The organism is Blautia sp. An249 (assembly GCF_002159835.1).
In the GTDB taxonomy this organism is placed as follows: domain Bacteria; phylum Bacillota; class Clostridia; order Lachnospirales; family Lachnospiraceae; genus Blautia_A; species Blautia_A avistercoris.
On sequence record NZ_NFJL01000004.1, the window covers coordinates 1 to 26,800 of the forward strand.

The 26,800-nt window shown below is 45.5% G+C and carries 21 protein-coding genes; 5 read left to right on the forward strand and 16 right to left on the reverse strand.

The genetic code is table 11. The features are described 5' to 3' along the window. The first annotated feature begins 253 nt into the window (after positions 1–253). Entirely contained in the window at positions 254–1,462 is a 1,209-nt protein-coding gene (gene hydF / locus B5F53_RS05100; RefSeq protein ID WP_087220791.1) for a [FeFe] hydrogenase H-cluster maturation GTPase HydF, read from the forward strand. A gap of 27 nt (positions 1,463–1,489) precedes the next feature. Continuing rightward, positions 1,490–2,341, forward strand: a complete 852-nt coding sequence (dapF, locus tag B5F53_RS05105; RefSeq protein ID WP_087220794.1) for a diaminopimelate epimerase — start codon at positions 1,490–1,492, stop codon at positions 2,339–2,341. A 71-nt stretch (positions 2,342–2,412) separates the two neighbouring features. Here dapF and B5F53_RS05110 read toward each other — a convergent pair whose 3' ends face one another. Beyond that, a complete protein-coding gene (locus B5F53_RS05110) occupies positions 2,413–3,333 on the reverse strand; it encodes a LysR family transcriptional regulator (protein ID WP_087220797.1) in 921 nt (306 codons plus the stop codon). Between the two features lie 134 nt (positions 3,334–3,467). Here B5F53_RS05110 and B5F53_RS05115 point away from each other — a divergent pair, with 134 nt between their 5' ends. Together B5F53_RS05115 and B5F53_RS05120 are read left to right on the forward strand one after the other, a co-directional pair. Next, positions 3,468–5,099 carry an FAD-dependent oxidoreductase gene (locus B5F53_RS05115; protein WP_087220800.1) on the forward strand — a complete coding sequence of 544 codons (1,632 nt, stop codon included), beginning with the start codon at positions 3,468–3,470 and terminating at the stop codon, positions 5,097–5,099. A 47-nt stretch (positions 5,100–5,146) separates the two neighbouring features. Further along, positions 5,147–6,100, forward strand: coding sequence for a (4Fe-4S)-binding protein (locus B5F53_RS05120; protein WP_087220803.1), 954 nt, complete (start codon positions 5,147–5,149; stop codon positions 6,098–6,100). Between the two features lie 63 nt (positions 6,101–6,163). On the opposite strand, the gene B5F53_RS05125 is transcribed toward B5F53_RS05120, so the two are convergent. The 9 genes from B5F53_RS05125 to B5F53_RS05165 form a co-directional block, all read right to left on the reverse strand. After that, entirely contained in the window at positions 6,164–6,622 is a 459-nt protein-coding gene (locus tag B5F53_RS05125) for a signal peptidase II (RefSeq protein ID WP_162610526.1), read from the reverse strand. 4 nt (positions 6,623–6,626) lie between these two features. Then, positions 6,627–7,145, reverse strand: coding sequence for a zinc ribbon domain-containing protein (locus tag B5F53_RS05130; protein WP_087220809.1), 519 nt, complete (start codon positions 7,143–7,145; stop codon positions 6,627–6,629). A 15-nt stretch (positions 7,146–7,160) separates the two neighbouring features. Further along, positions 7,161–8,582 carry an ATP-dependent Clp protease ATP-binding subunit ClpX gene (gene clpX / locus B5F53_RS05135; RefSeq protein WP_087220812.1) on the reverse strand — a complete coding sequence of 474 codons (1,422 nt, stop codon included), beginning with the start codon at positions 8,580–8,582 and terminating at the stop codon, positions 7,161–7,163. A 169-nt stretch (positions 8,583–8,751) separates the two neighbouring features. Then, positions 8,752–10,473, reverse strand: a complete 1,722-nt coding sequence (locus tag B5F53_RS05140) for a S1C family serine protease (RefSeq protein WP_087220815.1) — start codon at positions 10,471–10,473, stop codon at positions 8,752–8,754. Between the two features lie 127 nt (positions 10,474–10,600). Beyond that, entirely contained in the window at positions 10,601–11,521 is a 921-nt protein-coding gene (locus B5F53_RS05145; protein WP_087220818.1) for a glycosyltransferase family 2 protein, read from the reverse strand. Between the two features lie 127 nt (positions 11,522–11,648). Then, a complete protein-coding gene (locus tag B5F53_RS05150) occupies positions 11,649–12,806 on the reverse strand; it encodes an LCP family protein (protein WP_087220821.1) in 1,158 nt (385 codons plus the stop codon). Positions 12,807–12,822: 16 nt separating this feature from the next. After that, positions 12,823–14,226 carry an undecaprenyl-phosphate glucose phosphotransferase gene (locus tag B5F53_RS05155; protein WP_087220824.1) on the reverse strand — a complete coding sequence of 468 codons (1,404 nt, stop codon included), beginning with the start codon at positions 14,224–14,226 and terminating at the stop codon, positions 12,823–12,825. 103 nt (positions 14,227–14,329) lie between these two features. Then, the gene (locus tag B5F53_RS05160; protein WP_087220827.1) at positions 14,330–15,292 is read right to left on the reverse strand and encodes a glycosyltransferase family 2 protein; all 963 of its coding nucleotides are present in this window, start codon (positions 15,290–15,292) and stop codon (positions 14,330–14,332) included. Positions 15,293–15,301: 9 nt separating this feature from the next. Further along, positions 15,302–17,149 (reverse strand): glycosyltransferase family 2 protein, encoded by a 1,848-nt coding sequence (locus B5F53_RS05165; protein ID WP_087220830.1) that lies wholly within the window; start codon positions 17,147–17,149, stop codon positions 15,302–15,304. Positions 17,150–17,320: 171 nt separating this feature from the next. Between B5F53_RS05165 and B5F53_RS05170 the strand changes: the two genes are divergently transcribed. Next, positions 17,321–18,517 (forward strand): D-alanyl-D-alanine carboxypeptidase family protein, encoded by a 1,197-nt coding sequence (locus B5F53_RS05170; RefSeq protein WP_162610527.1) that lies wholly within the window; start codon positions 17,321–17,323, stop codon positions 18,515–18,517. A 60-nt stretch (positions 18,518–18,577) separates the two neighbouring features. On the opposite strand, the gene B5F53_RS05175 is transcribed toward B5F53_RS05170, so the two are convergent. Genes B5F53_RS05175 through B5F53_RS05200 form a run of 6 tightly spaced genes read right to left on the reverse strand, consistent with a single transcriptional unit; the run spans position 18,578 to position 26,777 of the window. Beyond that, positions 18,578–19,999: an ArnT family glycosyltransferase gene (locus B5F53_RS05175; protein WP_087220836.1), complete on the reverse strand. Its 1,422-nt coding sequence runs from the start codon at positions 19,997–19,999 to the stop codon at positions 18,578–18,580. 9 nt (positions 20,000–20,008) lie between these two features. Beyond that, positions 20,009–20,854 (reverse strand): dTDP-4-dehydrorhamnose reductase, encoded by an 846-nt coding sequence (rfbD, locus tag B5F53_RS05180; protein ID WP_087220839.1) that lies wholly within the window; start codon positions 20,852–20,854, stop codon positions 20,009–20,011. Between the two features lie 12 nt (positions 20,855–20,866). Next, complete coding sequence (locus B5F53_RS05185; RefSeq protein ID WP_087220841.1) at positions 20,867–23,311, reverse strand: glycosyltransferase family 2 protein; 2,445 nt, start codon at positions 23,309–23,311, stop codon at positions 20,867–20,869. 10 nt (positions 23,312–23,321) lie between these two features. Then, entirely contained in the window at positions 23,322–24,563 is a 1,242-nt protein-coding gene (locus tag B5F53_RS05190) for a hypothetical protein (protein ID WP_087220843.1), read from the reverse strand. Between the two features lie 2 nt (positions 24,564–24,565). Then, complete coding sequence (locus B5F53_RS05195; protein WP_087220846.1) at positions 24,566–25,489, reverse strand: class I SAM-dependent methyltransferase; 924 nt, start codon at positions 25,487–25,489, stop codon at positions 24,566–24,568. A gap of 1 nt (position 25,490) precedes the next feature. Then, positions 25,491–26,777 (reverse strand): ABC transporter ATP-binding protein, encoded by a 1,287-nt coding sequence (locus B5F53_RS05200; protein WP_330396159.1) that lies wholly within the window; start codon positions 26,775–26,777, stop codon positions 25,491–25,493. Between the last annotated feature and the right edge of the window lie 23 nt (positions 26,778–26,800).

Genomic DNA, 26,800 nt, shown 5'->3' on the forward strand with positions numbered 1-26,800 from the left:
GGGCTGCAAATTTTTTGCTGTTCTTCATTTCTCTTCCTCCAACTTTTATTCAAAATTCTTGCATATTTATTTACTTAATTTTAACATCTATTTTTCAAAAAGCAAGTAAATCCTGGGATTTTATAATTATTTACAGGATTTCCTTATTATTCATCTCTTTTTTGTTTTCTCTACACAAAGGTCAGAGTCCCGCCACTTGCATATTATGAAAAATTTTTCTATAATAGGAGAAACATAAAAAGGAGGGGTACGTATGAGTATGAATCAGACACCGGCCTCTGAACGGACGCATATCAGCTTTTTCGGAAAAAGAAATGCCGGAAAATCCAGTATTATAAATGCTGTCACTTCTCAGAGTCTCTCGATTGTCTCTGACCAGAAGGGAACCACCACCGATCCCGTTTATAAAACCATGGAGCTGCTTCCCCTGGGTCCCGTAATGCTGATTGACACTCCCGGCATTGACGATGAGGGAGAACTGGGTGAACTCCGTGTAAAAAGGAGCTATCAGGTACTGAATAAAACGGATATTGCCGTTTTAATTGTAGATGCGGCAGCCGGAAAATCTCCGGAGGACGAAGCTCTCATCCGGCGTTTCTGCCAAAAAGGAATTTCCTATCTGGTGGTTTACAACAAAAGCGATTTGCTTTCTGAGGTTCCACAGGCCAAAGAGCGGGAAATCTGGGTAAGTGCCCACACCGGTCTGAACATCCACCAGCTAAAGGAGAAAATCGCCTCATTAAAGCCGGAGGACTCCCATAACTGTCCTCTGGTACAGGATTTATTAGATCCTCTGGATCTGGTTGTACTTGTGGTTCCCATTGATAAAGCGGCTCCCAAGGGACGGCTGATTCTCCCTCAGCAGCAGACCATCCGGGATATTCTGGAAGCCGGAGCCTGTCCGGTAGTTACACGGGATACTGAATTAAAGGATCTGTTTTCCAGACTTTCTGTGAAGCCGCGTATGGTTATCACCGATAGTCAGGTGTTCTCCCAGGTAGACAAAGACACGCCCGAAGACGTACCTTTGACCTCCTTTTCCATTCTTATGGCAAGGTATAAAGGAGATTTGGAGTCTTCCATTATCGGAGCGGCAGCTCTGGATTATCTCCAGGATGGGGATTCGGTTCTGATTGCAGAAGGCTGCACCCATCACAGACAATGCGATGACATCGGAACCGTCAAAATCCCCCGCTGGATCCGGAACTATACCGGGAAAGACCTGAATTTTTCCTTTGTATCCGGGACTGAGTTTCCGGAAGATCTTTCCCCCTACCGCCTGGTAATCCACTGCGGAGGATGCATGCTGAATCCAAGAGAGATGAAATACCGGATTCAGTGTTCCCTGGATCAGAATGTACCCATTACCAACTACGGTATTGTAATCGCCTATGTTTCCGGTATTTTAAAGAGAAGCCTGGAACCGTTTCCCGGGATTGCAGAACTTCTCAGCGGCCGGTAAGAATCAATCAGAAAGGAACTTCTCAATATGAAATTTACGAAAATGCATGGAATCGGAAATGACTACGTATATGTAAACTGTTTTCAGGAAACGGTGGAGAATCCCGCTGAAACAGCCAGGTTTGTCAGCGACCGCCATTTCGGAATCGGATCCGACGGTCTGATTCTCATCAAGCCCTCTTCTGTGGCAGACTGCGAAATGGAGATGTACAATCTGGACGGATCCCAGGGTTCTATGTGCGGAAACGGAATCCGCTGTGTGGCCAAATATGCCTATGATTACGGCATTGTAAATAAGACTCATATCACCGTGGATACGAAAAGCGGAATCAAAGAACTGGATCTGACGGTCTCTGACGGTAAGGTTTCCCAGGTACGGGTAAATATGGGAACTCCCATTCTGGCTGCCAAAGAGATCCCCATTGTCTCTTCCAATGAACAGGTAATCCATCAGCCGATTTCCGTAGATGGAACGGACTACTATATTACGGGCGTCTCCATGGGAAATCCCCACGCAGTGACTTATGTGGAGGATGTGGAGTCTCTGGATCTGGAAAAACTGGGACCTAAATTTGAATTTCATCCTGCCTTCCCCGACCGGATTAACACAGAGTTTGTAAAGATTCTGGATTCCCATACATTACAGATGCGTGTCTGGGAACGCGGTTCCGGGGAAACACTTGCCTGTGGTACAGGCGCCTGCGCCGTTGCCGTTGCCTCTGTATTAAATGGCTATGCAGATCCTTCCCGGCCTGTGACTGTGAAACTGGTGGGAGGCGATCTGGAGATTTTCTGGGATCAGGAGCAAAACACAGTCTTCATGACCGGACCGGCTGCTACCGTATTTGACGGGGAAATCCGGCTTCCCGATTTTTCTTAAATTTTAACTGCCGAAAATGTCACAGGATTGAGCCTTTCGTTACATGCCCGCTTTCCTGTGACATTTTTCCTTCAGTCATTGACCAGCCGCCCGGCTAAAATTCCTTCCAGGGTCTTCTCTTTTCCGTAGTTTCTCACCAGTTTCTCCATCTCTCTCATGGCAGAGGTCCGGTACTTGTCTTTATGATACACAAAGCAAAAATGCCGGTTCCATTCTTTTTCTTCCTGGAGAAAGACCGAAATTTCTCCTTTTCTTACTTCCTCTTCCACAAGCCGCACAGAAATAACTGTCATACATCCGTTCATTTTCACGGCGCTGATTAAGGCCGTAGGAGAGTTCTCTTCAAATACGGTTTTTACTTTTATCTGGTGGCGTTTTAAATAATTTTCAAACAGCGCCCGGCTTCCGCTTCCCTGTTCCCGGATGGCAAATTTCTGGTTTTCCAGCTCTCTGGCATGAATGGTCTTCCGTGAAGCAAAGGGATGATCCTTTCCCACCGCCAGTACCATATAGTCTTCAATCATGGGTATACTGATTAAGTCCTTCTCATCCACCTGTCCTTCAATAATTCCCGCGTCCAGCTCCATATTTTTAATTTTTCTTTCCACTTCCACTGTATTTCCTCCAAAGGAATACAGATCCACCCGGGGATGCAGAGACTGGAACTGTCCGGCCAGATAAGGAAGCACTCCCACACAGACAGAAGCTGTAGCCCCAATCCTTAACTTCTCTCTGACATTAGACAGCATAGCCTCTTCCATCTTATCGAACTGGGTGACTACCTGTTTGGCATATTCATAGAAAAACTCTCCTTCTTTGGTGATATAAAGCTTTTTGGAAAGACGTTCAAACAGCAGTACCTGATAATGCTCTTCCAGCTCCCGGATGGCCTGACTTACAGACGGCTGCGTAATAAAAAGACTGCGGGCGGCAAGACTCATTTTTCCTCTTTCCGCCACCTCTATAAAAATTCTTAAATGACGTATGGTCATAGGCGCCTCCATTATAGGTATTTATTATGTTTCATATAATATTATAATAATTTACCTATAACAATACAAGTGCTATAATAAAAGAAAAACTTCCCAGAATCTGGGAACAAAACCAAAAGAAAAGAGGAATCATCATGAAGGTATTGATCATCGGAGGAGTGGCCGCGGGAACGAAAGTTGCCGCAAAATTAAAAAGGGAAAATCCCTCTGCCCAAGTACAGATCCTGACCAAAAGCCAGGATATTTCCTACGCAGGCTGCGGTCTTCCCTACTATGTGGGAGGGCTGATCAAAGAACGGGAAGAGCTGATTGTCAATTCTCCTGCTAAATTTTCCAAATTAACCGGAGCTTCTGTGGAAACCGGCATCGAGGTTACAAAAGTGGATCGGTCGTCTAAGACTGTTTCTGCCACAAACCTTTCCACTCAGGAAACTCTCACCTATTCTTATGATAAACTGATTATTGCCACAGGAGCTTCCCCGGTTGTACCTCCTGTAGAGGGAATCCATCTGGAAAATGTTTTCACCATGAGGACTCCTGAAGACGCCGTTTCCCTCAGAGCCGCCATTGAAGCCGGACAGATAAAACGGGCGGTTGTGGCCGGCGGCGGTTTCATCGGTCTGGAAGTAGCCGAAAATCTTCACAGCCAGGGAATCCGTACCACCGTCATTGATATGGCTCCTCAGATTATGCCTCCTTTCGACCCGGAGATGGCTGAATATGCAGAAAATCATCTGGCCGACCTGGGAATCATGGCCTTTACCAACACCCGTTTAGAAGCGGTTCTGGGTGAAACCAAAGTAGAAAAAGTCAAAACCAGCCGGAAAGCCATGAAGGCCGACGCACTGATTCTGGCCCTTGGAATCCGTCCCAATACCGGTTTTCTTGCTGACTCTGGCATTGAATTAAACGACAACGGAACTGTAAAAGTCAACGATTCTTTCCAGACCAATGATCCCGATATTTATGCTCTGGGCGACTGTGCCATGGTTACAAACCGCATTACTCAGAAACCGGCCTGGTCCCCCATGGGATCTTCTGCCAATATCGAAGGCCGTCTGCTGGCTCAGAATTTAAACGGTCATTCCGGTCAGTATCCCGGCGTTCTTGGAACAGGCGTATGCAAACTTCCCGGCCTGAACTGCGGAAGAACCGGTCTGGGAGAAGCTGCGGCAAAAGAGGCCGGATTCGATCCGGTCAGCGTAATCACTGTGGTAGATGACAAAGCCCACTACTATCCCGGCGCTTCCTCTTTTCTTGTTAAAATGATTGCTGACAGAAACAGCCGGAAATTATTGGGCCTACAGTGTATGGGATCCGGAGAGGTAGATAAGATGATTGATATTGCCGTTATGGGAATCAGCCTGGGCGCTGCCCTAACTGATATGGAATATCTGGATTTTGCCTATGCTCCCCCATTTTCCACAGCCATCCATCCATTCGCCCATACCCTGAACGTACTTCTTAATAAAATCAGCGGCGAATTTGAAACTTTCACACCGGTGGAATATCAGGCCGGTGCGGCTGAAGGTTATACTCTGATTGACTGCTCACCTGCGCCCTCTCTGGAAGGAGCAGAATACCTGGACTACACCTCATTAACCGGCGAATTTCCGGGACACTCCAAAGAGGAACCCCTCTTCCTTGTATGCGCCAAAGGAAAACGGGCTTATCTTACCCAGAACCGTCTGAAGTCCCTGGGTTATACCAATACCAGAGTTCTGGAAGGCGGCACCACATTTAACGGAACTGAGATAGAGGCTTAATGCCTCCATCTCCCACATAAATTACATATTTTAGGAGGATTATATCTATGGCAACACTTACAGTCAGCAAAGAAGAAGAAAAAAGAGTAAAAGCCCTGGGCTTTCTCAGCAATAAGGGAACGGATAACTTCTCCGCCCGCTTAATCACGGTAAACGGAAAAATTACCGCTGCACAGCAGAAATGCATTGCCGAAGCGGCAGAGAAATTCGGAAACGGCAATATCACATTTACTACCCGTCTCACCGTAGAAGTACAGGGAATTCCCTTTGACAAAATTGAAGAATTCCGGGCTTTTGTAGCAAAGGAAGGACTCATGACCGGAGGTACCGGATCCATTGTTCGTCCGGTCGTTTCCTGTAAAGGAACCACCTGCCAGTACGGTCTCATTGATACCTTTGCCTTATCCGAAAAAATCCACGAACGCTTCTTCCTGGGATACCATGAAGTAAAGCTGCCTCACAAATTTAAAATTGCAGTAGGCGGATGTCCGAACAACTGCGTAAAGCCAAACCTGAATGACATTGGCATCATTGGCCAGAGAATCCCCAATTTTGATGAAGACGAATGCAACGGCTGTAAAAAATGTTCTGTGGAAAAAGCCTGTCCAATGAAGGCAGCTAAAGTCGTAGACGGACTGCTGGAAATTAACAAAGATGTCTGCAATAACTGTGGACGTTGTATCGGAACCTGCCACTTTGACGCCCTGGAAAGCGGCACCACCGGCTACAAAATCTATATCGGCGGACGCTGGGGAAAGAGCATTGCCATTGGAAAAGAACTGGATAAAATATTTACCAGTGAAGAAGAGGCTCTGGATGTAATCGAAAAAGCCATTTTATTATACCGGGAACAGGGAAAAACCGGGGAACGTTTCTCTCAGACCATTGAACGCCTGGGCTTTGAAAACGTACAGAAGCAATTACTCTCCAACGATCTGCTGGAACGCAGACAGGAAATCATCGATGCAAGTCTCCATGTAACCGGGGGCGCAACCTGCTAATCTCTACTTATCCCATAAAAGGAACCGGATCACAGTCAAAAAGTCTGCGATCCGGTTTTCTACTTATTTCTTTCTTTTCATTTGTCCAACTGCATAAAGGATGGCCCCAACCAGAATACAGACATCCGAGAGGTTAAAGACAATTTTTCTGAATTTCTCCGGTCCGGCGTTGACGCTTAAATAATCTGTTACATATCCTTTGGTCTCCCGCTCCCAGTAATTGCACAGTCCTCCTCCAAGCACCAGAGCCAGCCCCCACTGGGGCACCCTGCTTCCTTTCTTAAAGAAGTTCCGGAAAAATTCCCATAAAACGCCTCCCAGAATCAGAAGGGACAGTTTCCGGCTTGCCTCTTTATGACCTTTCATAATGCCGAAAATCCCATCCGGATTATGGAGATTTCGAATAAACACTTTTTCCTTTAGAATCCGTGTTTCACTTCCCTGCAGCTTATGATTGTTAATAAAATTTTTCACGGCTGTATCCAATCCGAAAACCGCCGCAAGAACTGCTGCCTGTACCATATGTTTACTCCTCTTCTTTCTGCTCTTTTTGGTTTTCCCCGTCTTTTTCTTCAGATTCTTCTTCCGTGATTTCTTCTGTTTCTTCCTCTGTTTCTTCTTCCCATTCATAGTCAGCGACCTCTGCTGCTTCGTCCTCTGCTTTTCCTTTGTTTTCCTGTGGAGCGCAGGGCGTTCCGCATTTCGGGCAATAGGCCGCTTCTTTATCTACGGATGCTCCGCAACAGGGACAGATTCTCTCTCCCCGCATTTTCGCGATTTCTTCCTGGTATTCAAAGACCGTTTTTTTATGACAGCTGATTTCCTCACAAAGGGCTGCCACTTCATCATCCAGAGCCTCTCCCTGGAGATACCTCTGAAAAATCAGGGTGCCAATATCCATTTTTCTCTTATTTACCATCCTCTGTTCTGTAGAAATCTTATTCCTCAGCTTCTGAACTTCAAAGAAAGAATCTGCACGTTCACCGATCTCCTTCGCTGTCCGTGTCAGAGTTTCTCCTAATTCATCAAAAAAATCACTGCCCATAAAACTGCTCCTTTCTTAATAATTTCCGGCTTCAATCTGAGGAACTTCCTGTCCGCGCAGTAAAATCCGCGGTCCTCCTGTCCCTTCAATGTATTCCCTTGTTATAATTACCTGACCGATACTGTCGTCTTTGGGAATTTCATACATAATATCCAGCATGAATTCCTCCAGAATTGCGCGCAGCGCCCTGGCTCCCGTCTTTTTCTCCATTGCCTTTTCCGCAATGGCTTCTAAAGCCCCCTGGTCAAACTCCAGTTTTACTTCGTCCAGAGCCAGCAGTTTCTGGTACTGCTTCAGGATGGCGTTTTTCGGCTCTTTCAGAATCTTCACCAGCATGTCTTTCGACAGTCCGTTAAGGGTATAGATAATGGGAAGCCGCCCGATAAATTCCGGTATCATGCCGAAATTCCGAATGTCATCCACAGTCACCTTCTCCAACAGATGTTCGTCTTCGTCGTATTTATCCTTTAAATCTGCCTGGAACCCAATGGACGCCTGTTTATTCAGACGCTCTTTAATAATATTTTCCAGATCCGGAAATGCCCCGCCGCAGATAAAAAGAATATTTCTGGTATTTATTGTGGTCAGAGGTACCATCGCATTTTTGCTGTTGGCTCCCACCGGAACTTCCACTTCTGCCCCTTCCAGCAGTTTCAGAAGCCCCTGCTGCACCGCCTCTCCGCTGACATCTCTCTGATTGGTGTTTTTTTTCTTGGCTATTTTGTCAATTTCATCAATAAAGACAATCCCCCGTTCTGCTTTCTCCACATCATTATCGGCGGCCGCCAGTAACTTGGAAAGTACGCTTTCAATATCGTCCCCGATATACCCTGCCTCCGTCAGAGACGTGGCGTCTGCAATAGCCAGGGGTACATTTAACAGTCTGGCCAGTGTTTTCACCAGATACGTCTTGCCGCTTCCGGTAGGTCCAATCATCAGCATATTGGACTTCTCAATCTCAATCTCATCCATGGTATCTGTAGCCACCCGTTTATAGTGATTATAGACTGCTACGGACATTACCTTTTTCGCATGTTCCTGTCCTATCACATATTCATCCAGACTTGCCTTGATTTTATGAGGCGCCGGAATATCCTTTAACTGAAACTCCGGCTTTTCTTCCTCTTTCCTGGCTTTTTTCTTTACTTTCTGGTTCTGGGGAATCTGTCCCTGAAGACTGCTTAAATCAATCATGCTGATATTGGGCATGTTGTTCATTAAGTCCATATAATTTATATTCCCATTATTCATGGTATCAAAACTTTTCTGCATACAGTCAGTACAAATATGTATATTATTGGGAAGTTCTATCATCTTTCCCGCTATACTTTCCGGACGGCGGCAGAGAAAACATACTTCCTCATAATCTTCGTTTTTCTGTTCATTTTCCTGGGAAACGTTTTCCAATTGCTCTTCATTTTCATGTTTCTCTGACATAATCCCTGATCCTCCTGCTAATTTCTACTACCGCTAATTATAGCATGAACTTTCCAGATATAAAATAAACTTTTTCTAAAATAGCCTGTTTACAGCGCAGCAGACAGTTTCTCCCATTACAAAAGAGAATGCCTTTCAACCATGGCATTCTCTTTCGCTATTATGACCTTTATTCAAACAGAGCGGATTTCTCTGCCTGCTGCTGCAGGGAACTGTCCTCCTCCTGATCGGATTTGGAATCCAGAGTCACTTCAAATGTCTGCTCTTTATATTCTCCGTTATCGGTTCTCTGTGCCGTTACTTCCACAGTCTCGCCTGATTTATAGTAGCTGAGTTTATCCACCAGATCTTCTTTGCCGCTTACAGACTGACCGTCAAAAGTAGTAATAATATCTCCCTTGCGGATTCCCGCTTTGTCTGCGGCTCCGCCTTCCGTTACGCTGATAACAAAAGCTCCCTCGGGCATACTGTACATCTGTGTGGCCTCTTCTGTTAAATCTGCTACTACAACACCCATGTAAGCTGCATTGTTTCCATCTACTTTATCTCTTGTTTCCCGGCTCATCAGATCTTCCAGGATAGGAAGAGCTCTCGAAATCGGAATTGCATATCCCATTCCCTCTATCGTACTGTCTGCCAGTTTGGCTGAATTGATTCCGATAACTTCCCCTTTCATATTTAATAAGGCTCCACCGCTGTTTCCGGGGTTAATGGCCGCGTCTGTCTGAATAAACGTTCCGCTGATGTTCTCATCATCCACGCTAATCTGACGGTCTAAGGCGCTCACATAGCCGGAAGTTACGGACTGACCGTATCCCAGAGCATTCCCGATAGCCACTACCTGTTCTCCAACCTTAAGACTGCCGGAATCTCCCAGGGATGCAATTTTAATCTGGCTGTAAATATCATCAGGAATATCACTTTTCTGTACTGCAACCACTGCCAGATCGTTCTTCTCATCTGTGCCTTTTACTTTTGCAGACACAGCGTTTTCCGTATCAACACTTCCCTCAGAATCCACAGAAGCAGCCGTGCTCTCTGCGCTCTCTGTATCTGTTCCCCCGGCATCTGCATTTTCATTTAAGAAGCACACACTCAGGGTATTCGCACCTTCTATTACGTGATTATTAGTTGCAATTAAAAGTTCATCGTCATTTTCGCCCACGATAATACCGGAACCTGCGTTTGTCCCCTCATATTCCTGACCTCCGAATCCGAAGAAATCCGGTATCTGCTGAACGCTTACGGAAGTAATGGCTACAACAGAAGGCAGGGCATTGTCCGCTACCTGAGCTACCGAATAGCCGCCGGAAGAAACGGTGCTGGCGTTTGCTTCCTGGGAATCGGAAGAGCCTTCGGAATCGTTTTCGTAAGTTTCTGTGCTTTCGATCCGGACTTCGCTTTTCCTGTTATCACCCATGAGTCTTTCGCTTACCAGATTCACTCCCTGGAAAACCACACCTGCAACCAGACCGAATACCAGGGCGAGAGCCACGGTAATCCCGAATTTACTGCCGATGCCTGATTTCTTTTTCTTCTTGGGCGCCGGTTTGGACGGACTCATCTGACTGCCGGGCCAGTTCTGATGTACCTGATAATGGGAATATTTGTTTCCCGCTGACGAACTCTGTCCGTTCTGCTGCTGTCCGGTATACTGAGAGTTTCCCGACGTCTGGGAATAACGCTGGCTCTGATTTCCATAACTGTATGGCTTCTGTTGGCCGGCTCCCTGTGTCTCCGATGAAGGGGTCTGGCCGGCTGTTTCCTTTTTCTCTGATGCGGGGCGCATCACAAATCCGTTGCTTCCGGTATTGGAGAAGGTTTCCCCGGAAGTACCTCCTGTCTTCCCCGAACTGCTCTCCTGGCTGTTTCTGTTAAATTCGTCACTCATAACTTTTCCTCCTTCAGACCATCTATCTCAAATCATTTCATTCTCTTTACGATGACTTTAGTCTATCAGCCAATTGTGTTTAAAATGTGATGATTTTTTTAAAAATAAGTGAAACCAGGACACAATTTTACTTCTTCCAGTATTCCTTATTCATGGTGCTCCAGAGCAAAAATTTTCCCGGCAGGTTTTCATAATGTCTGCCGCAAAAATAGCCCAGGTATTTAAAGACACTCTGCAGAAAAACTCCCGGCACCAGATAAGGTTTTCCTTTTCGGATTAAGTACTTAACCGTAGAAAGTACCAGACGCATTCCCTCTCCCTCTGAACGGATTCCCTCAAAAATTTCCGGATGTTCCTTCTGAGATACGCCTAAATCAAAGTTCCGGCGGTACTGCTGCATACAGTTATAGTTGTGAGAATGAATCACTCTGGCCTCCGATACGTAAGCCACCTGATATCCCTTCTGAATTAAAGTTCCCGCAAAAATCATGTCTTCATTAAAAATCGCTCTGTCAATAAATCCGCCCAGCTCCTGATAGGCCTTCTTCTCATAAGCGGCACAGACATTGGAGCAGAAGTAGGTCTTGATTCCCAGACGGGGAAGATCTTCCTTCCCTTTGCAGAAGCTTTTTGCCGGATAATTAAAAGAACGGGTATATCGCTCTGCAAGGCGGCAGTCTTCCCTGGGAAGCTGTCTTGCATATGCGGCTTTTACCCCCGGCTGTTCAAAGGCCTTTATCAGATGTTCCACCAGACGGGTATCCGCAGGCATTGCATCCTGAGTCATAAAAATCATATAGTCTGCTTCTGATTTTTCGGCCGCCATTTTTCTGGTTCCCCCATGGTCAAACTCCTTTTTTGAAATATGGGTCACAAGAATGCGGGAATCTATTTCCTGCCACCTGGGATTCCAACCCTTTTCATCTGTATTTATAATATAAATCCGTTCAATGGGATATGTCTGTTTCTTCAGCCGTTTCAGAAGCTCTTCCATCTCAGCTCCCGGATGATAGGCCGGAATCAGAATATCTGCAGTCGCTGCTTTCATTTCCTTTTTCCTTTCGTCTTTTCTGGTCGCATCCACAGCGGAGCGATTTTTATGTAACAGAAAATCCTACGGAATTTCCTGTTACATGGAAAAGGCAGACCTGCTGATGCAGGCCTGCCTGTGATCTTTATTGTGTTCCCGTTGTTTCCGTCTGTTGGGTCTGTTCCTGCTGTTGGGCTACTTTGTCCGCATACCCCGGTATCTGCCAGACAGACTCAATTCCCAATCCGGTAATAGAAGTAATCTGGCTGCTCTTATCCTGTACTTCCACAGAAGGCGTATAACTGCTGTCATCAAATAAGAACTCATGAAGCTGCTGTACATTGCTTTCCAGTGTTACCGGGACAACCACATCACCTTTCTGGGACACCTGCATTTCATAATGATCAAAGGGGAAACCTGCCGTTTCTCCGATTTCATAAGAAAGCATATTGGGAATCATACTTACAATTTCCTGTTTGTCCAGAGAGGTCTGAATCATGGGGAAAACCTGATCCATGATACTGAACAAGGTGGAAAGACTTGATTTCTTCGCTTTCGCTACCATCATCTGAATGATCTCACGCTGACGTTCCGAACGTTTGAAATCCAGACCGGCCGTATAACGGATACGGCAATAGGAGGTGGCCTGTACGCCGTTAAGATGATAAGTACCCAGATCAGCGTCCTCATCCTCCGGTTTCTCCGCAGGAAGTTCTATGGGTGTGTAATCTTTCCCCGTTACTTCCGAGGTTTCAATACAATAGTCGTTCATAAATACGATTTCTGCATATGATAAGGGGACATCCAGTCCTCCCAGCAGGTCAATCGTGGTAGCCAGTGCGTTAAAGTCCACAGTGGCATACTCTGTAAGCTGCAAATCCAGGTTGGTATTCAGCATGGACAGCGCCTGCTCCGGTCCGCCGTAAGCATAGGCGGCATTGGCTTTCTGGTAGGAGCCCTCTCCCACATCCAACAGAGTGTCCCTGTATACGGAGGTCAGTTTCACCTGTTTGGTGTCGTTATTAATGCTGGCCACAATAATGGTGTCGCTGTTCTCTGCCGAATAATCAGAACCTTCTCCCCGGGAGTCAATTGCAAAGAGTGCAATATTCAAATATCCGGACAGAGAAGAATCCACGTTGTTCATTTGTACTTTGTTTAAATCCAGTTCCTGGGTCTGGATTTTATTCAGCTTGGAATTAATCTGCCCATATGCAACCAGACAACCGATAAACAGAATCAGTATAATGATTTCTACTGCAAACAGGACTTTTCTTCCTTTTCCGTGTTTTTTCTTAGCCATTATGTTTTCCCCTTATCTAATAAGCATTTTTGTTTACAAATCCTTTGAATACGGTCAAAAAAAGTATTTTAATGTCCAATCCAATGGACCAGTTCTCGATATAATATAAGTCGCATTCGATACGCTTACGGATAGAGGTATCGCCGCGATACCCGTTTATCTGCGCCCATCCGGTCAGACCGGGACGAACCTGATGTTTCACCATATATCTGGGAATTTCCTCTCGGAATTTCTCCACGAAAAATGGTCTTTCCGGTCTCGGTCCCACAAGGCTCATATCTCCTTTTAAAATATTGAAAAGCTGCGGAAGCTCATCAATACTTGTCCGCCTCATAATCTTTCCAATTTTCGTCACCCTGGGATCGTTTTTCACCGTCCAGGCTTTCTTTTCTTCGCTTTCTTTTTGGATCTCCATAGAGCGGAACTTATACATCCGGAAGGTTTTATTATGAAGTCCTACCCGTTCCTGCTTATAAATCAGCGGTCCTTTGGAAGTGGCCTTCACCAGAATGGATGCTGTCAGCATCACAGGAGAAAACAGAATGATCGCGCAGATGGAACCAACAATATCCATCAGACGTTTCAGAGCCGCCTGGAAATTATTGGAAAGGGGCACATACCGGATGTTAATTACCGGTAATCCCAGTATATCTTCTGTGTAAGGTTTCGTAGGAATAATGTTATTATAATCAGGAATAAATTTTGTATGCACTCCTGATTTCTCACAAAGGGCAACAATCTCTTCCAGACGATAGTATTCGCTTAATCCCAGCGTAATCGCTATCTCATCCAGACGGTTCGCAGGAAGAATAATCATCAGATTTGCAATTCTTCCGATAACTTTAATTCCTTTATATTCTGTCCCGGATGGAATGTTATCATCCAGTATTCCCCGAATCACATATCCCCACTGCGGATTTGCCAGTACCCTGTCAATAAATTCTTCCGCCGCTCGGCTGTATCCCACCAGCAGGATCTGTTTCTGATTCAGTCCCCTCTTGCGCATATCTCTGAGGACATAGCGGATTATAAGCCGCACAATCCAGTCTGCACTGATATTAATAAACACAAAAATATAAATAAGGCCTCGGGAAAAGTTATTTTCCTTCAGCATATACAGCGCAAACATAATCAAAAGCACGCCAAGAGTATTGGACTTGATAATATTGGCAAGTTCCAGTCTTCGTCCCTGTATTCTTTTAGGGGCGTATAAATTAAAGGCCTGATACAGAATCAAAAAGCCGGGTACAATAAACACAAGCGCCAGCATATACTGCCGAAAGGATAAGGTAAGAACCGTAGATTCCCATATGGGCGCCACAAAACGAAGAAACCAGGCGCTTAAATAGGATATGATAATTACCGCTCCATCAATCAGTACACACAGGCGATTGAAATTCTTCTGATTATCCTTAATCAACGGTTTATCACCCCTACTGATTTTATCATTACTACTATATAATAGTTGCTTTCAAAAGGCAACAAGTTATTCTTTTTTAACAGAAAAAAATCCGGTATATTTTCTAATTATTCATCAGTTTTCTCAGGATATTATACCATAATTCCAACTGTATCTTACAGTAAACAGATATTCTCCCGCTTTTTCGGGGGACTTTTCTGTCTCTTTTACACAGGCACAGCCCGTTTTTTATCCCGGCCAGATACTCTTTTCCGAATCCCTTGACCGTAAAAAACATAATCTTGGTCCCGAACCCCAGAACCAGAAGAGGCAGATTCAGAACAATCTGTCCTGCCGGCATATTCTTGTAAAGCATATAGACATTATTTCTGGAGGAATAACGGGTCTTAAACTGATTATACCGGGAACCGGTGGTTCCGCTTCCGATATGGTAAACAACTGCCCGGGGCACGAACCAGTTCTGATAGCCGAAAATCCTGGCCCGATAACCAATGTCCAGATCTTCCAGATAGGCAAAGTGCTCTTCATCAAAATATCCAATCCTGTCAAATAATTCTTTCCGGTAAATGGAGGCCCCTCCGCAGCAGGCAAAGATTTTCTCCTCTTTCTGATAGTGATTTTCCAGTCTTCCTTTCCCTCTGGCGAAAGCCCATCCCAGGGCGCAGTAATAATTTCCCGCATCGTCAATCAGAGAGCGGTCATAGAAGCTGACCATCTTAGCCTGGCAGGCAAAGGCTTTCTTATGGCGTTTAATGGCCGCCAGCATTTCAGAAACAAAGTTTTCTTTCACTTCCATATCATTATTCAGCAGGAGCACATACGGTGTTTCCGCAGCTTTGATTCCCTCGTTTACTGCTTTGCAGAATCCTGTGTTTTCTGAAAACTGTATAATTTTAATCTGGGGATACTGAGCCAGCGCCCACTGACTGCTTCCGTCAGTGGATCCGTTGTCCACTAAGATCACCTCAAACTGTTTCATCTTTTGCCTGTCCAGACTTTTCAGACATCCCTCCAGATATTTCCTTCCATTAAAATTCGGAATTACAATTGATACTTCTTCCCTCATGGTTTTCCTCTACTTTCTATGGGGACGAAGGGAATAGTTCCATTTCGTCAATGACAAATTTTTATTATAACAGGGATCCCCGTTTTTCAGGATCTCTATCCAATGACACCGCATATATTCGATTTCTTTCTGAAAACGTCTGACCTTTTCCTTACTGTCTTCCGCTCCTCTGGTTTTCGACTCCATATGGTACATTTCCACAGCAGGGTTATAAACAATCAAATATCCGTTCTTTCTGATTTTCAGACATAAATCCACATCATTAAAGGCCACAGCCAGCTCCTCAGTAAATCCCCCTGCTTTTTCAAAGGCTTCTTTCTTCACCATGATACAGGCCGCCGTCACAGCGCTGAGATCCTGCTGAATAGACGCTTTATGAAGATACCCTGTACGGTTTCGCGGCATATTGATAAATAAATGACCGGCTATGCCTCCAAGTCCCACAACGCAGCCGGCATGCTGAATGGTATTATCGGGATAATAAAGTTTTGCTCCTACTGCCCCCACTTCTTCTCTCTGGCAGTTCCCAAGCATCTCTTCCATCCAGTTGGAAGCAATCACGGTAATATCATTATTCAGAAACAGATAGTATTGTCCTTTTGCCTCTTTTACAGCAAAATTATTAATTGCCGCATAATTAAATCCCTGTTTCCAGTACAGAATCCTCGCCTTTTTCTGTTCTTTCAGTTCTTCATAATACTGGAAAATCTCTGACGTTTGGCTGTTGTTTTCTACGATGAGAATTTCATAGTTTTTATAGGTAGACTTCTCCCATATGGATTCCAGGCAGGCTTTCAGACTTTCCTTTTCATCCTTGTTGGGTATGATAATGGAAATCAGAGGTTCCCCCTTCACCGGATACTGCACCCGGTAAAATCCCAGATCCTTAGTATGACTGACCAGTCCTCTGACTCCCTGTCTCTGCAGATGCGCCTCTATCGCCCGTTTTCCCGCTTCAAACGCATACATCTTACTGGCCGGATTGTCTGCTGTAGACGCTTTATGGGTTCTCCAGTGATATAAAATCCGGGGAACATGAAGTACCTCCCGGGAGTTCTCCACGCAGCGGAAGACAAAATCGTAGTCCTGTGCACCGTCAAATTCCTTCCGGAATCCTCCCGCCTTTTCCACAACGCTTCTGCGGACTGTGAAAAAATGACAGATATAATTATTGGAACGCAGCAAATCCAGATTAAAATCCGGTTTAAAATGGGGCTGAAAGTGCTCCTGTAAATCTGTAGTCACCTTATCTTCATCTGTATAGATCGCATCCGCCTGTGGATGCTCTTTCAGCGCTTTCACAATTTCATACAGGGCATCGCTGGCTAACAGGTCATCGTGATCCAAAAGCCCGATAAATTCTCCTTTCGCCATGGCAAAAGCCGCGTTGGTATTTTGGGCGATTCCCAGGTTTTCCCTGAGATTCTGATAGCGTATCCGGCTGTCTTTGGCCGCGTATTCCCTGAGTATTTCCTGCATTTCCTGATCCTCCGGACTTCCGTTGGCAATGCAGAGCTCCCAGTTGGGATACGTCTGCTGTATCATGGAATCCATCATCTGGCGCAGGAAAAGTCCGGGCGTACGGTAAGCGGGAACTACCACACTTACTAAAGTATCCCATCTGGCAGCCCGTTCCCTCTGTCTGGCTAATTCTTCCCCGGACGGAAGCGACTCTTCATACCAGGGCCCGTAAGGAATTTCTTCCTGTTCAAAGCGTTCGTGAAGGCGTACCCAGAACTCTTTCGGTCCATAGTGCTTTAAATAACGAAACCCTTTCTGAATGGTATAAGGCGATAATTTCTTAAACATCTTCCCCCACTGAATTTTCGCGGAAGATGCGTCTGTCTTTTTCCTCATCTGTTTTCGTTCCCCATTCACCGATTTTCAGCAGTGTCCATGTACTGAAACCCTGCTATTTTACAATATTTTTTATTTTATCATTAACTTATATATTTTGCAAGGAAGGAGATCCTATGATATAATATTGCAAAATCTTTTTAAGAACACATGTTATTGGAGGACCTGGAAATGAATAGGAAAATCTTTTTAAGCAGTCTTATGGGAATCTGTCTTCTTCTCTGCCTCTTTGTCCCTGTTTCGGCAGAAACCACAGATCCTTCTTCTGCTGCCGGATGGCCCGCTGCTCCAGAGAACGCAGCCGGGGCCGGCATCCTGATGGAGAGTTCCACAGGAACCGTTGTATATGCCAAAAATGCAGACGGCCAGATCGATCCTTCCGGAGCCGTTAAAATTATGACCACTCTGGTCGCTCTGGAAAACGGACAACTGGAGGATCAAATCACCATCAACGAACTGGGCGTCAATCAGGTGGCTTCTGCCAATATCAATATCGGCAGCCAGAACGGAGAAGTGTTTACCCTGGAGCAGTGTCTGTATGCCGTCATGCTTGCCTCTGCCAATGACTCTGCGGTTCAGGCGGCAGCCCATATCGGCGGCGGAACCGTGGAACCTTTCGTGGAGATGATGAATGCAAAGGCTCAGGAGCTGGGCTGTACCGATACGGTATTTACCAATCCCACCGGAATTTCGGATGGGAGTCAGCATACCACACCTCACGATATGGCTCTGATATTAAGAGCCGCCTTCCAGAACGAAACCTTCCGTACTATGGCTTCTGCAACAGCTTATACCATCCCGGCAACTAACGTTGCTGCTGAAAGACAGCTTACCAATAATTATCCCCTGCTTCCTGTCTCCGGTTCTGCCCCTTATGAGGGCAGCCTGGGAGGAAAATACAGCGCCGGGGCCATTCTGGCCGGAGCCGCTGAAAAAGACGGAACCACCTTAATCTGTGTCTTGTCTGCCGACGCTTCAGACTCCGCAGATGCGGCCGCCTTATTCAATTACGGCTTTGAGAACTTCCAGCCTCTGTCTGTATCAGACAGCCTTTCCACTGTTTCCGGCGGAACCGTTTTCGTACCTGCAGGCGTTACTGCAGATGCGCTTACCGCTCAGGAAACGCCTCTGGATGACGGAACGGTTTCCTGCCAGTATCTGTACGAAAACGTACCGGTGGGAACTGCTGTTCTGGATGAAATGAACGATTCCCCCGGTTTCTCCGCCTCGGATCATGAGCAGGCACTGGAAGAAGCCAGACAGTACAGCAGCGATAAGTCTCCCCTTCCTTATGCAGGAATTGCCGCTGCAGGCGTTCTCTTATTCGGACTTCTTATTTTCCTGATTCGGAAAGTTGCAAAGTCCTGAGCGGGGTAATAAAGCATATAAAAAAGCGATCCAGAAAACGCAGTTTTCTGAATCGCTTTTTTATATGTAATTGGGCAGAAATACGAAAGCATAAGTCCCTATGGCTGAGACAAGGAGAAATCCCATGCTGATTCCATAGAAAACTCTGCGTCCTGTCTCGTTTCTCACCAGTTTTTCCAATAGAGCCTCATAGCCCCGGGTTACAAAATACATCAGGGGCAGAAGCGCAGGCATAAGATAACGTCCCTGGGCCTGCAAATCACTGGAATAAGCATAGGAAATCAGCAGAATCACAGGAATAACCAGGTTTAAAAACAATCCTGTGTGGAAAAATCCCACCTTGTTCCATACCGTTTTTACCGCTTTATGCTCTTCCTGTACAGAAATCTCTCTTCCTTTCTCTCTCTTATTTACCTTCCATTGATAGCGCTCTCTCCAGCGAAATTCCCGAAGAGCCAGCGCCATTGAGAAAAATCCGATGACAAAGTAGAAAAAGTATATCTTGCTTAACCAGTAAGGCATAAAAATCTTCATATAACCAAAGGTTCCTATAAAACTTACCAGAACCGTAATCACCCAGTTGTGTCCCCACCCCGGTTCCACATAAAGAAACATATCCTTAAGGCTCCAGCCCAGTTTCTGCGGCGTAGCCTTCACAGAAGGTTTTAGGTCTTCTCTGGCATACAGTTCTCCATAGAGAGCCGATGTCTTCCTTCCAAGGAAGTCGCCGTCATAAATGATCCCGTTGCGGATAAACCACCATCCGGCCAGCACAGCCACAATCGCAGCTATCACAGAGCCTCTGGAAAGCCAGAATTTAAAGCGCTTTCCTATGGCCTCTCTGGAACACAGAAAAATGGTTGCTGTAAAAAAGAGAAAACTGGTCAGAATCCATCCGTAGGCATTATAGTACGACAGAAAGCAGACCGACATCCCCGCAGCCAGTAAAATGCAGTTCTTCCAGCTCCATCCTTCCTTCAGATAACAAACCCAGCTATAGAAGATCCAGGCAGTGGAAAAAATGGCAATGGCATCTGTATTGGTATAAGACCCCAGAAACAGAAAGCCCGGAAGTAACGTAACCAGAGCCGCAAACAACCATCTGCCTTTCTCAGAAAGCATTCTCTTTCCTATCTGCAGGGTAAAGGCCGCCGTTCCCGCCGTAAATAAAACATTGGGGATTCTGGCCGCTATCACAAGCGCCTCCTTTGTATCTGCAAACAGGGATGTAATCTTCATACACACTGCCGAAAACATATACGATAAAACCGGGGAAAATGCGTAAGAAATTCCCCAGTTTACATTACGCAGCTGCGGATCACCGCCATGAGGAATCCGTCCGTACCGATACATATACTCCGCCACCTCGTACCGCATTTTTTCATCCGGTGAAGAATTAAAGGGCTGAACCACTGCCCAGAGCAGGGCAAACAAACCGATTCCCAAAATAAATAAAAGTTCCTGTTGCTTTACCTTTTTCATTTCTTATCCTTATTCCTGAATCTCTTTTAAGTATCTCTGCAGGGCGTCCTGCCAGGCGGGCAGACGTTCAAATCCCATCTGGCTGAGTTTTTCTTTATTCATCCTGCTGTTGTGAGGACGTTTCGCCTTAGCTGCAAATTTCTCGCTGGATACGGGAACTACCTTCACATCCACACCGGCCTGCCGGAAAATCTCCTTCGCAAACTCATACCAGGTGCAAAGTCCCTCGTTAGTAGCATGGTAGCGGCCGTATTTATCCGTCTCCAACATGTCCACCAGCAGTCTTGCCAGGTCATAGGTATAAGTAGGAGAACCTGTCTGATCGTTTACTACCGTAAGGGTGTCATGAGTTTTAGCCAGATTCAGCATGGTCTTAATGAAGTTCTTGCCGTTTAAACCAAACACCCAGGCAATCCGCACAATGTAATACTTGTCCAGATATTTTTCTACTGCCAGCTCTCCTTCGTATTTGGTCTGTCCGTATACATTCAGGGGGTGGCGTTCATCGTCCGGTTCCCAGGGTCTTGTCCCTTCCCCGTCAAATACATAATCAGTACTTAAATAAATCATAGGCAAATCCAGCTCTTTGCACATTCGGGCAATGTTTTCCGTTCCCTGTGCATTGACTTTTCTGCAGATCTCTTCCTGATCTTCCGCCGCATCCACGGCTGTCCAGGCGGCGCAGTGTACTACTTTATCTGCGTTTGCCTTTCGCATGACTTTTTCCACCGCTTCTGCGTCCGTAATATCCATCTCTTCCACATCCACGCCGATTCCTTCATAACCGCGCTTTGCAAGTTCATTCATCACATCATGGCCTAACTGGCCCTTTACTCCGGTTACTAACACACGCATGTTTTCTACCTCCTATAACTTCTTTAATGAAAAATCCTGACTTTCCAGTGTCAGATTGGGGTTATAATAGGGGTCCGGATCTTTGAAGATTCTCGGCCAGTGTTTCTCCAGAGTTGCAATTTCCTTATTAAATCTTGCGATTTTCTCCGGAGTATCCTCCAGCCCTCTGGATTTGGATTCGTAGTGGTACAGCTCTGCATAGGGATTATAAACAACCAGATACCCTGCCGCTGTAATCTTCATGCATAAATCCACATCATTAAAGGCAACTGCCAGATCTTCACTGAATCCGCCCACTTCATGAAAGACTTCTCTTTTTACCATCATGCAGGCGGCTGTTACCGCACTGTAATCCTGGGCACAGATAATTCTGTGACAATAACCGGTAAATCCTCTGGGCTGCTGAACGAAACAATGTCCTGCAATTCCGCCGAATCCCAGAACCACACCCGCATGCTGAATGGTATCGTCATCGTAGTACAGACGGGCTCCCACGGCTCCCACATCCCGGCGCATACAGTAACCCAGCAGTTCCTCCAGACAGTCTTCATTAATAAATTCTGTATCGTTGTTCAGCAGGAGGAGATATTCTCCCTTTGCATAGGTCTCTCCGAAGTTATTGATAGCTGAATAGTTGAATGGGCCGTCCCAGTAAACTACATGCACTTTTTCATTTTCTGCTTCCAGCTCTTTATAATAAGCAAATGTCTCCTCTTCCTCGCTGTTGTTTTCGATAATAATATACTCATAGTTTTTATAGGTGGACTTACTCTCCAGAGAGTCAATGCACCGCTTCAAATCTTCAATGTGATCCTTATTGGGAATCAAAATGGAAATCAGCGGATCGTACTCCCTCAGAAAACGGGTTCTGTACAGTCCCAGGAATTCGCCTTTGCTCACTTCTGCTTTCACGCCGATTCTGTCATAATGAGCCTGCACCGCTTTCTGTCCTGCCTCGAAAGCATAAATCTTGCTTTCCGGATTTTCTGCCGTGGAGTCCTCATGACATCTCCAGTGGTAGAGGATCTTAGGAATGTGATAAATTTCCCTGGTAGCCTCAATGCAGCGGAAAATAAAATCATAATCCTGAGCGCCGTCAAATTCCTGACGCAGCATTCCCACTTTCCCGATAATTTCTTTATTTACCACAAACAAATGGCAGATATAGTTTACCGTACAGAGAAGATCGATGTTGAAATCCGGTTTAAAATGAGGCTGGAAGAATTTATTTCCGTCCATGGTCATCTTATCTTCGTCTGAATAGAACACCTGGATTTTCGGGTTTTTATTATACGCCTTTACACATTCATAAAGGGCGTTGGGCGTCAGCACATCGTCATGATCTGCAAAGGCAATAAAGTCTCCTGTGGCAGCTTTTATGGCTGCATTGGTATTGGCGGAGATATGCTGAGGCTCCCTGTGAGAAATCACCTTGATTCTCTTATCCTTTGCTCCATAATCTGCCAGCAGATCTGCAATGGGGGAATCCGCTCCGCTTCCGTCGGACAGACACAGCTCCCAGTTGGTATACGTCTGATCCTGAACCGATGCAATCAGTTGTTCCAGATACTCTTTCTTTGTTTTATAGAGGGGAACTACAATGCTGATCCGGGGCTTTTTCAAAAAGGTAGTGCTTCTTTGTTTCTTTAACTCTTCCTGGGTGGGAAGATGTTTCTTCAGCCATTTTCCATATTCCTCCGGCTTATTCCTTATTTCTTTCAGCTTATTATAGCTTCTGGAAATCAGTCCCCGGACGCCGTATCTGTGCCAGTAATCCACACCTTTACGCTGATACTTGGCCCACTGGTTTTTCAGGATAACAGAACGTCTTAAATCGATGGGATGAATAGCCTTTCCCTGGGGCGTCCAGAATACCAGATAGAGCATTTTCCCCTGGATATTTTTCACTTCTGTATAGAAGCCGCATTTTTCTTCCACCTGGCACTCTTTATATACCTGAACCACATCCACCCGGCTGTTTCTCTGGATTTCGCAGTCTATGGGCTGTTTCTTTTCGTCAAAAACTTTAATGGAGACATGACTGGCCGATGCAGCCCATCCCCGCAGACGGCAGGTTTTGTTTTTTAAGTCAATGGCTTCTTCATCCACATAATACTGGGGTCTGTCTTTTCTTTTCAGCAGTTCTTTTACTTTAATGCAAAACCACAGGACCTTCTCTTCCTGGTCTGAAACGTAAACTTTCAGCTCTTTATATTCTTCCAGGTTCGATGGAAACCGCACGGAAACCGTAACTTTTCTTCCATTTAAAAGCTCATCCTCCCGGAATCTCTCCAGCGCGCTCTCAGCAACCCAGTCTTCTGTATCTGCCTCAATTCTGACTTCATCCAGATATGCGGTAACTTCGCTTCCTTCCGGTATGGTTCCCTGCAAAAGATACACATCCGGTTCCAGGAGATGAAACCTCTCCCTGCGTATTTCGCAAACCTGCTGTTCCATACAAATCCTCCTATCTTTTTTCCACTTTCTTACGATAACTCTGATATAACTTCCATACTTTTGTATTCTGCATGTCTTCGATCAGCCGTTTCTGACGCCGGTTCTGTTCTTCCAGTTTCCTGGTATCACGCACCAGTTCACGAATACATTCCCCGTTAAAGGGATGAATTTCCATTTCCACCCTTAACTGTGTGCAGCCTTTGGGAACCTGTATTCCGTCAATATTCGGATCGTCTTTTCCGATGTAAATCCAGCCGCCAAGGGTTGTTCCTTCCGGAACCTGAAAGTCCGGCTGTTTTTTCTTTCCTTTAAACATCAGTGTTCTGATTTTTACCGCACATGCCTTATCGCCCGGATCCAGTCGGATTTTCCGTACGTTTTCCGGAAGAACCACAGTTACCGCAACTTTATTTTCCTTAATAGGGTAGTTCAGGGTATTTTCTTCGCAGTAAGTTTCCCCGAATGAATAATACACCTGCAGCCGTTCTTCCTTAAGAAAGTCCATTCTTCCCACTCCGGGAGTGATGGACCGGAACATTTCCCGCATAGGCACATGCTTTCCCGTAATGTATGCCTGGAAGGCTTTTTCCATCTTTTTGTACGTATTCTGAAGCTCCGGGGTGATCTGAAACTCCTCATACAGATTATAACTTTTTAACACACTGCGGATATTACGGCAGTCAATGTAATAATGAATCATCCGGTAAATTACATAACCTGCCGGAACCGGAAAATCAAAGGTCCATTCATAATCAATAATGGTGGCCGGTTCGGTCAGAACAATGTTTCCACAGACTGTATCAATATTGGTAACCAGTGCGCACTTTAATCCTTCCGGCAGCCTGGCATCGCCGAACACTTCCTGAAAACGGGGAGTTTTTACAAAAGGAACCTTTTCATATAATTCCTGTATGATCCGCAGATATTTCCGGAACAGCTCCGCCGCCTTATCCACTTCTGCATTTTCCAGGCAGGAATCCAGAACCGTCTCCAGACTGGGGGCCTCCACATATTCCAGGCAGACGGCTTCTTTCTGCTTCTGACATTTATTGTAGACAACAGCACTCTGGCCTTTTTCACTGGAAAACAGCTCGTACCATTTATATAAATTGCTTACGTGCTCTCTGGCCTGCGGATTTGCAGGCAGTTTCCGCACATACCGGGTTTTATCCTGCTCTTCTAAAATTTCTGTGCGAATACAGAATTTCCGGCTTCGTTCATTGGAATATTTTGCATATATCACCTTTGCCATAGCTACACTCTCTCCACCAGAACCAGAAACGAATTGGAAAACTCGGGAAACAGTCCGCTCTCCGTCAGCGTATCGTATACTCTGGGCTCATCGAACAACTGAATTCTCATTCTGTCGAAATTACTGAAATTCTGGCTCAGATCTCCTTTCTTTGGAAGATAATCATCGGAAAACAGAATCATCGGAAATTTATAATCCGGATAGGGATAATAAAATTCTGTGCGGAAGTTTCCCGCACTTTCAATTAAGTCTTTTAATGCTTTCCTGGAAAAAGTCTTCACACCTTCCGTCTGTGGATACCCCTCCAGTCCCTCAAAATATTTTCCCACATGATCTTCCGTGCATCCTGCCCAGTATTTTAAACCTAACTGATTTTCAATGGCAATCACCAGTTTGCCCCCCGGCGCCAGATGCCTGGAGATGCGGGTCATCATCTCTGTATAGGGATTTTCCCCTCCTATATACCCTTCCGAGTATTCAAATACTCCGATTAAAGTAATGTAGTCGTAGGTTTCCGGAAGATTTTTTTCAATGTCCTGGAAATTCCCCACCAGAATTTCGATATTTCCATACTCTTTATTTCGATTGGCATTAATCAGGCTGCGCTTTCTGGAAAGCTCTATGCAGGTAACGTCTTTTCCTTTCTCAGCCAGAGCGCCTGTAATGGCCCCGCATCCGGAACCGATTTCCAGAATGGAATCTTCTTTTGTGATGGGCAGCCAGTTTACGATGTTCTGCCGGATATGAGAAAAGTGGTACAGAACCGGCCAGCTTTTTCGTTCTGCAATCACCTGATTCAACTGCTCTTCCGTACAGGTCTGGGCAATTTTTAATAGTTCTTCCTCCACAGGCCCATCGCTGTATAAATCTTTCCCCGGATAATACGTATAATCCAGAGACACCTTTCCTATCGTTTCCCTCTCCATCTTATTCCCCTTCCTGTTCTATGGTGACTTTGGAGTTCATATCATAGAATCCTACCGTATTCTTTGCAGATATTACTGTCACATTGCAGGCGTCATACAGTCTGTGAAATACCCGGAACTCTCCTTCTTTATACCCGGTACAGCCGAAGGAAAGGAGGTACTCCCCTCCCTGCAGATCCATTTTCTGCTGAAATGTCACAATACATTCTTTCCCGGCCTCAGGATGGGGTACGACTGCTTTTTCATACATGGTATTGGTTCCGGTAATTTCCGTTCCCCGGATATTTTTAAAAGTAAAGGCCATAATCGGCTCCTGAATGTCTTCATTAAAATGAATTTTCATTTTAATTTTAAACCGTTCACCTTTCTCAATGGTATTTGTATACCGGCCCCTTGCGTCCTCCACCACAAAATCTACAATCTCCGCCTGTTTTTCCCCGTATTCCAGGGTATTGGGATTGGTCTGGAAACTGCTCTGCCAGCTTCCGGTCTGAGTCTGGGACTGGGCCTGCACCTCTGCCTCTGCCCCTTGGGTTCCCTGTTTCACCGGATCCTGCTTCACCAGAAGCTGTTTGTAGAGGTCTACCATCTCTTTCGGTTCTCCTTCATCCAGCTTTTGGCCTTTGTTCAGCAGAATTACCCGGTCACAGTATTTGGAAACGCTGCTTAAATCATGGCTTACGAATAAAATTGTTTTTCCCTGTTTCTTAAATTCTTCAAATTTATGATAACATTTGGCCTGGAAGAACACATCGCCCACAGACAGGGCCTCGTCTACAATGAGAATTTCCGGTTCAATATTAATGGCAACGGCAAAAGCCAGCCGTACAAACATACCGCTGGAATACATCTTTACCGGCTGATGGATAAAGTCCCCAATATCTGCAAAACTTAAAATATCATCCAGACGCTGTTCGATCTCCTCTTTGGAAAATCCAATCATGGTGCCGTTTAAATATACATTCTCCAGCCCGGAATATTCGGGGTTGAATCCTGCTCCCAACTCCAGAAGAGCTGAAATTCTTCCATCCACCACCACTTCTCCCGCCGTAGGATTTAACACGCCGGTGATAATTTTCAAAATTGTGGATTTACCGGAACCGTTGGTTCCGATAATACCTACCGTTTCCCCCTGCTCCACTTCAAAATTAATGTCATGGAGCGCATAATGTTCACGATAACACTTTTTTCTGGTAAGCCCCAGAGATTCCTTCAGTCGGTCAGAAGGTTTCTCATAGAGCTTATACATTTTATCTAAATTCCGAACCTGAATGACTTTTTTGCCCACGAAAAAAATCCTTTCTATTAATC

Excerpts from the sequence above, each read along its gene's own strand:
- B5F53_RS05140 (WP_087220815.1), bottom strand. The coding sequence starts at position 10,473 with ATGAGTGACGAATTTAACAGAAACAGCCAGGAGAGCAGTTCGGGGAAG.
- B5F53_RS05195 (WP_087220846.1), bottom strand. The coding sequence starts at position 25,489 with ATGGAGAGGGAAACGATAGGAAAGGTGTCTCTGGATTATACGTATTAT.
- dapF (WP_087220794.1), top strand. The coding sequence starts at position 1,490 with ATGAAATTTACGAAAATGCATGGAATCGGAAATGACTACGTATATGTA.
- B5F53_RS05145 (WP_087220818.1), bottom strand. The coding sequence starts at position 11,521 with ATGAAAGCAGCGACTGCAGATATTCTGATTCCGGCCTATCATCCGGGA.
- B5F53_RS05175 (WP_087220836.1), bottom strand. The coding sequence starts at position 19,999 with ATGAAAAAGGTAAAGCAACAGGAACTTTTATTTATTTTGGGAATCGGT.
- B5F53_RS05125 (WP_162610526.1), bottom strand. The coding sequence starts at position 6,622 with ATGGTACAGGCAGCAGTTCTTGCGGCGGTTTTCGGATTGGATACAGCC.
- B5F53_RS05115 (WP_087220800.1), top strand. The coding sequence starts at position 3,468 with ATGAAGGTATTGATCATCGGAGGAGTGGCCGCGGGAACGAAAGTTGCC.
- B5F53_RS05120 (WP_087220803.1), top strand. The coding sequence starts at position 5,147 with ATGGCAACACTTACAGTCAGCAAAGAAGAAGAAAAAAGAGTAAAAGCC.
- B5F53_RS05110 (WP_087220797.1), bottom strand. The coding sequence starts at position 3,333 with ATGACCATACGTCATTTAAGAATTTTTATAGAGGTGGCGGAAAGAGGA.
- B5F53_RS05130 (WP_087220809.1), bottom strand. The coding sequence starts at position 7,145 with ATGGGCAGTGATTTTTTTGATGAATTAGGAGAAACTCTGACACGGACA.
- B5F53_RS05190 (WP_087220843.1), bottom strand. The coding sequence starts at position 24,563 with ATGGCAAAGGTGATATATGCAAAATATTCCAATGAACGAAGCCGGAAA.
- B5F53_RS05170 (WP_162610527.1), top strand. The coding sequence starts at position 17,321 with ATGAATAGGAAAATCTTTTTAAGCAGTCTTATGGGAATCTGTCTTCTT.
- B5F53_RS05165 (WP_087220830.1), bottom strand. The coding sequence starts at position 17,149 with ATGAGGAAAAAGACAGACGCATCTTCCGCGAAAATTCAGTGGGGGAAG.
- rfbD (WP_087220839.1), bottom strand. The coding sequence starts at position 20,854 with ATGCGTGTGTTAGTAACCGGAGTAAAGGGCCAGTTAGGCCATGATGTG.
- hydF (WP_087220791.1), top strand. The coding sequence starts at position 254 with ATGAGTATGAATCAGACACCGGCCTCTGAACGGACGCATATCAGCTTT.
- B5F53_RS05160 (WP_087220827.1), bottom strand. The coding sequence starts at position 15,292 with ATGAGGGAAGAAGTATCAATTGTAATTCCGAATTTTAATGGAAGGAAA.
- clpX (WP_087220812.1), bottom strand. The coding sequence starts at position 8,582 with ATGTCAGAGAAACATGAAAATGAAGAGCAATTGGAAAACGTTTCCCAG.
- B5F53_RS05150 (WP_087220821.1), bottom strand. The coding sequence starts at position 12,806 with ATGGCTAAGAAAAAACACGGAAAAGGAAGAAAAGTCCTGTTTGCAGTA.
- B5F53_RS05185 (WP_087220841.1), bottom strand. The coding sequence starts at position 23,311 with ATGGAACAGCAGGTTTGCGAAATACGCAGGGAGAGGTTTCATCTCCTG.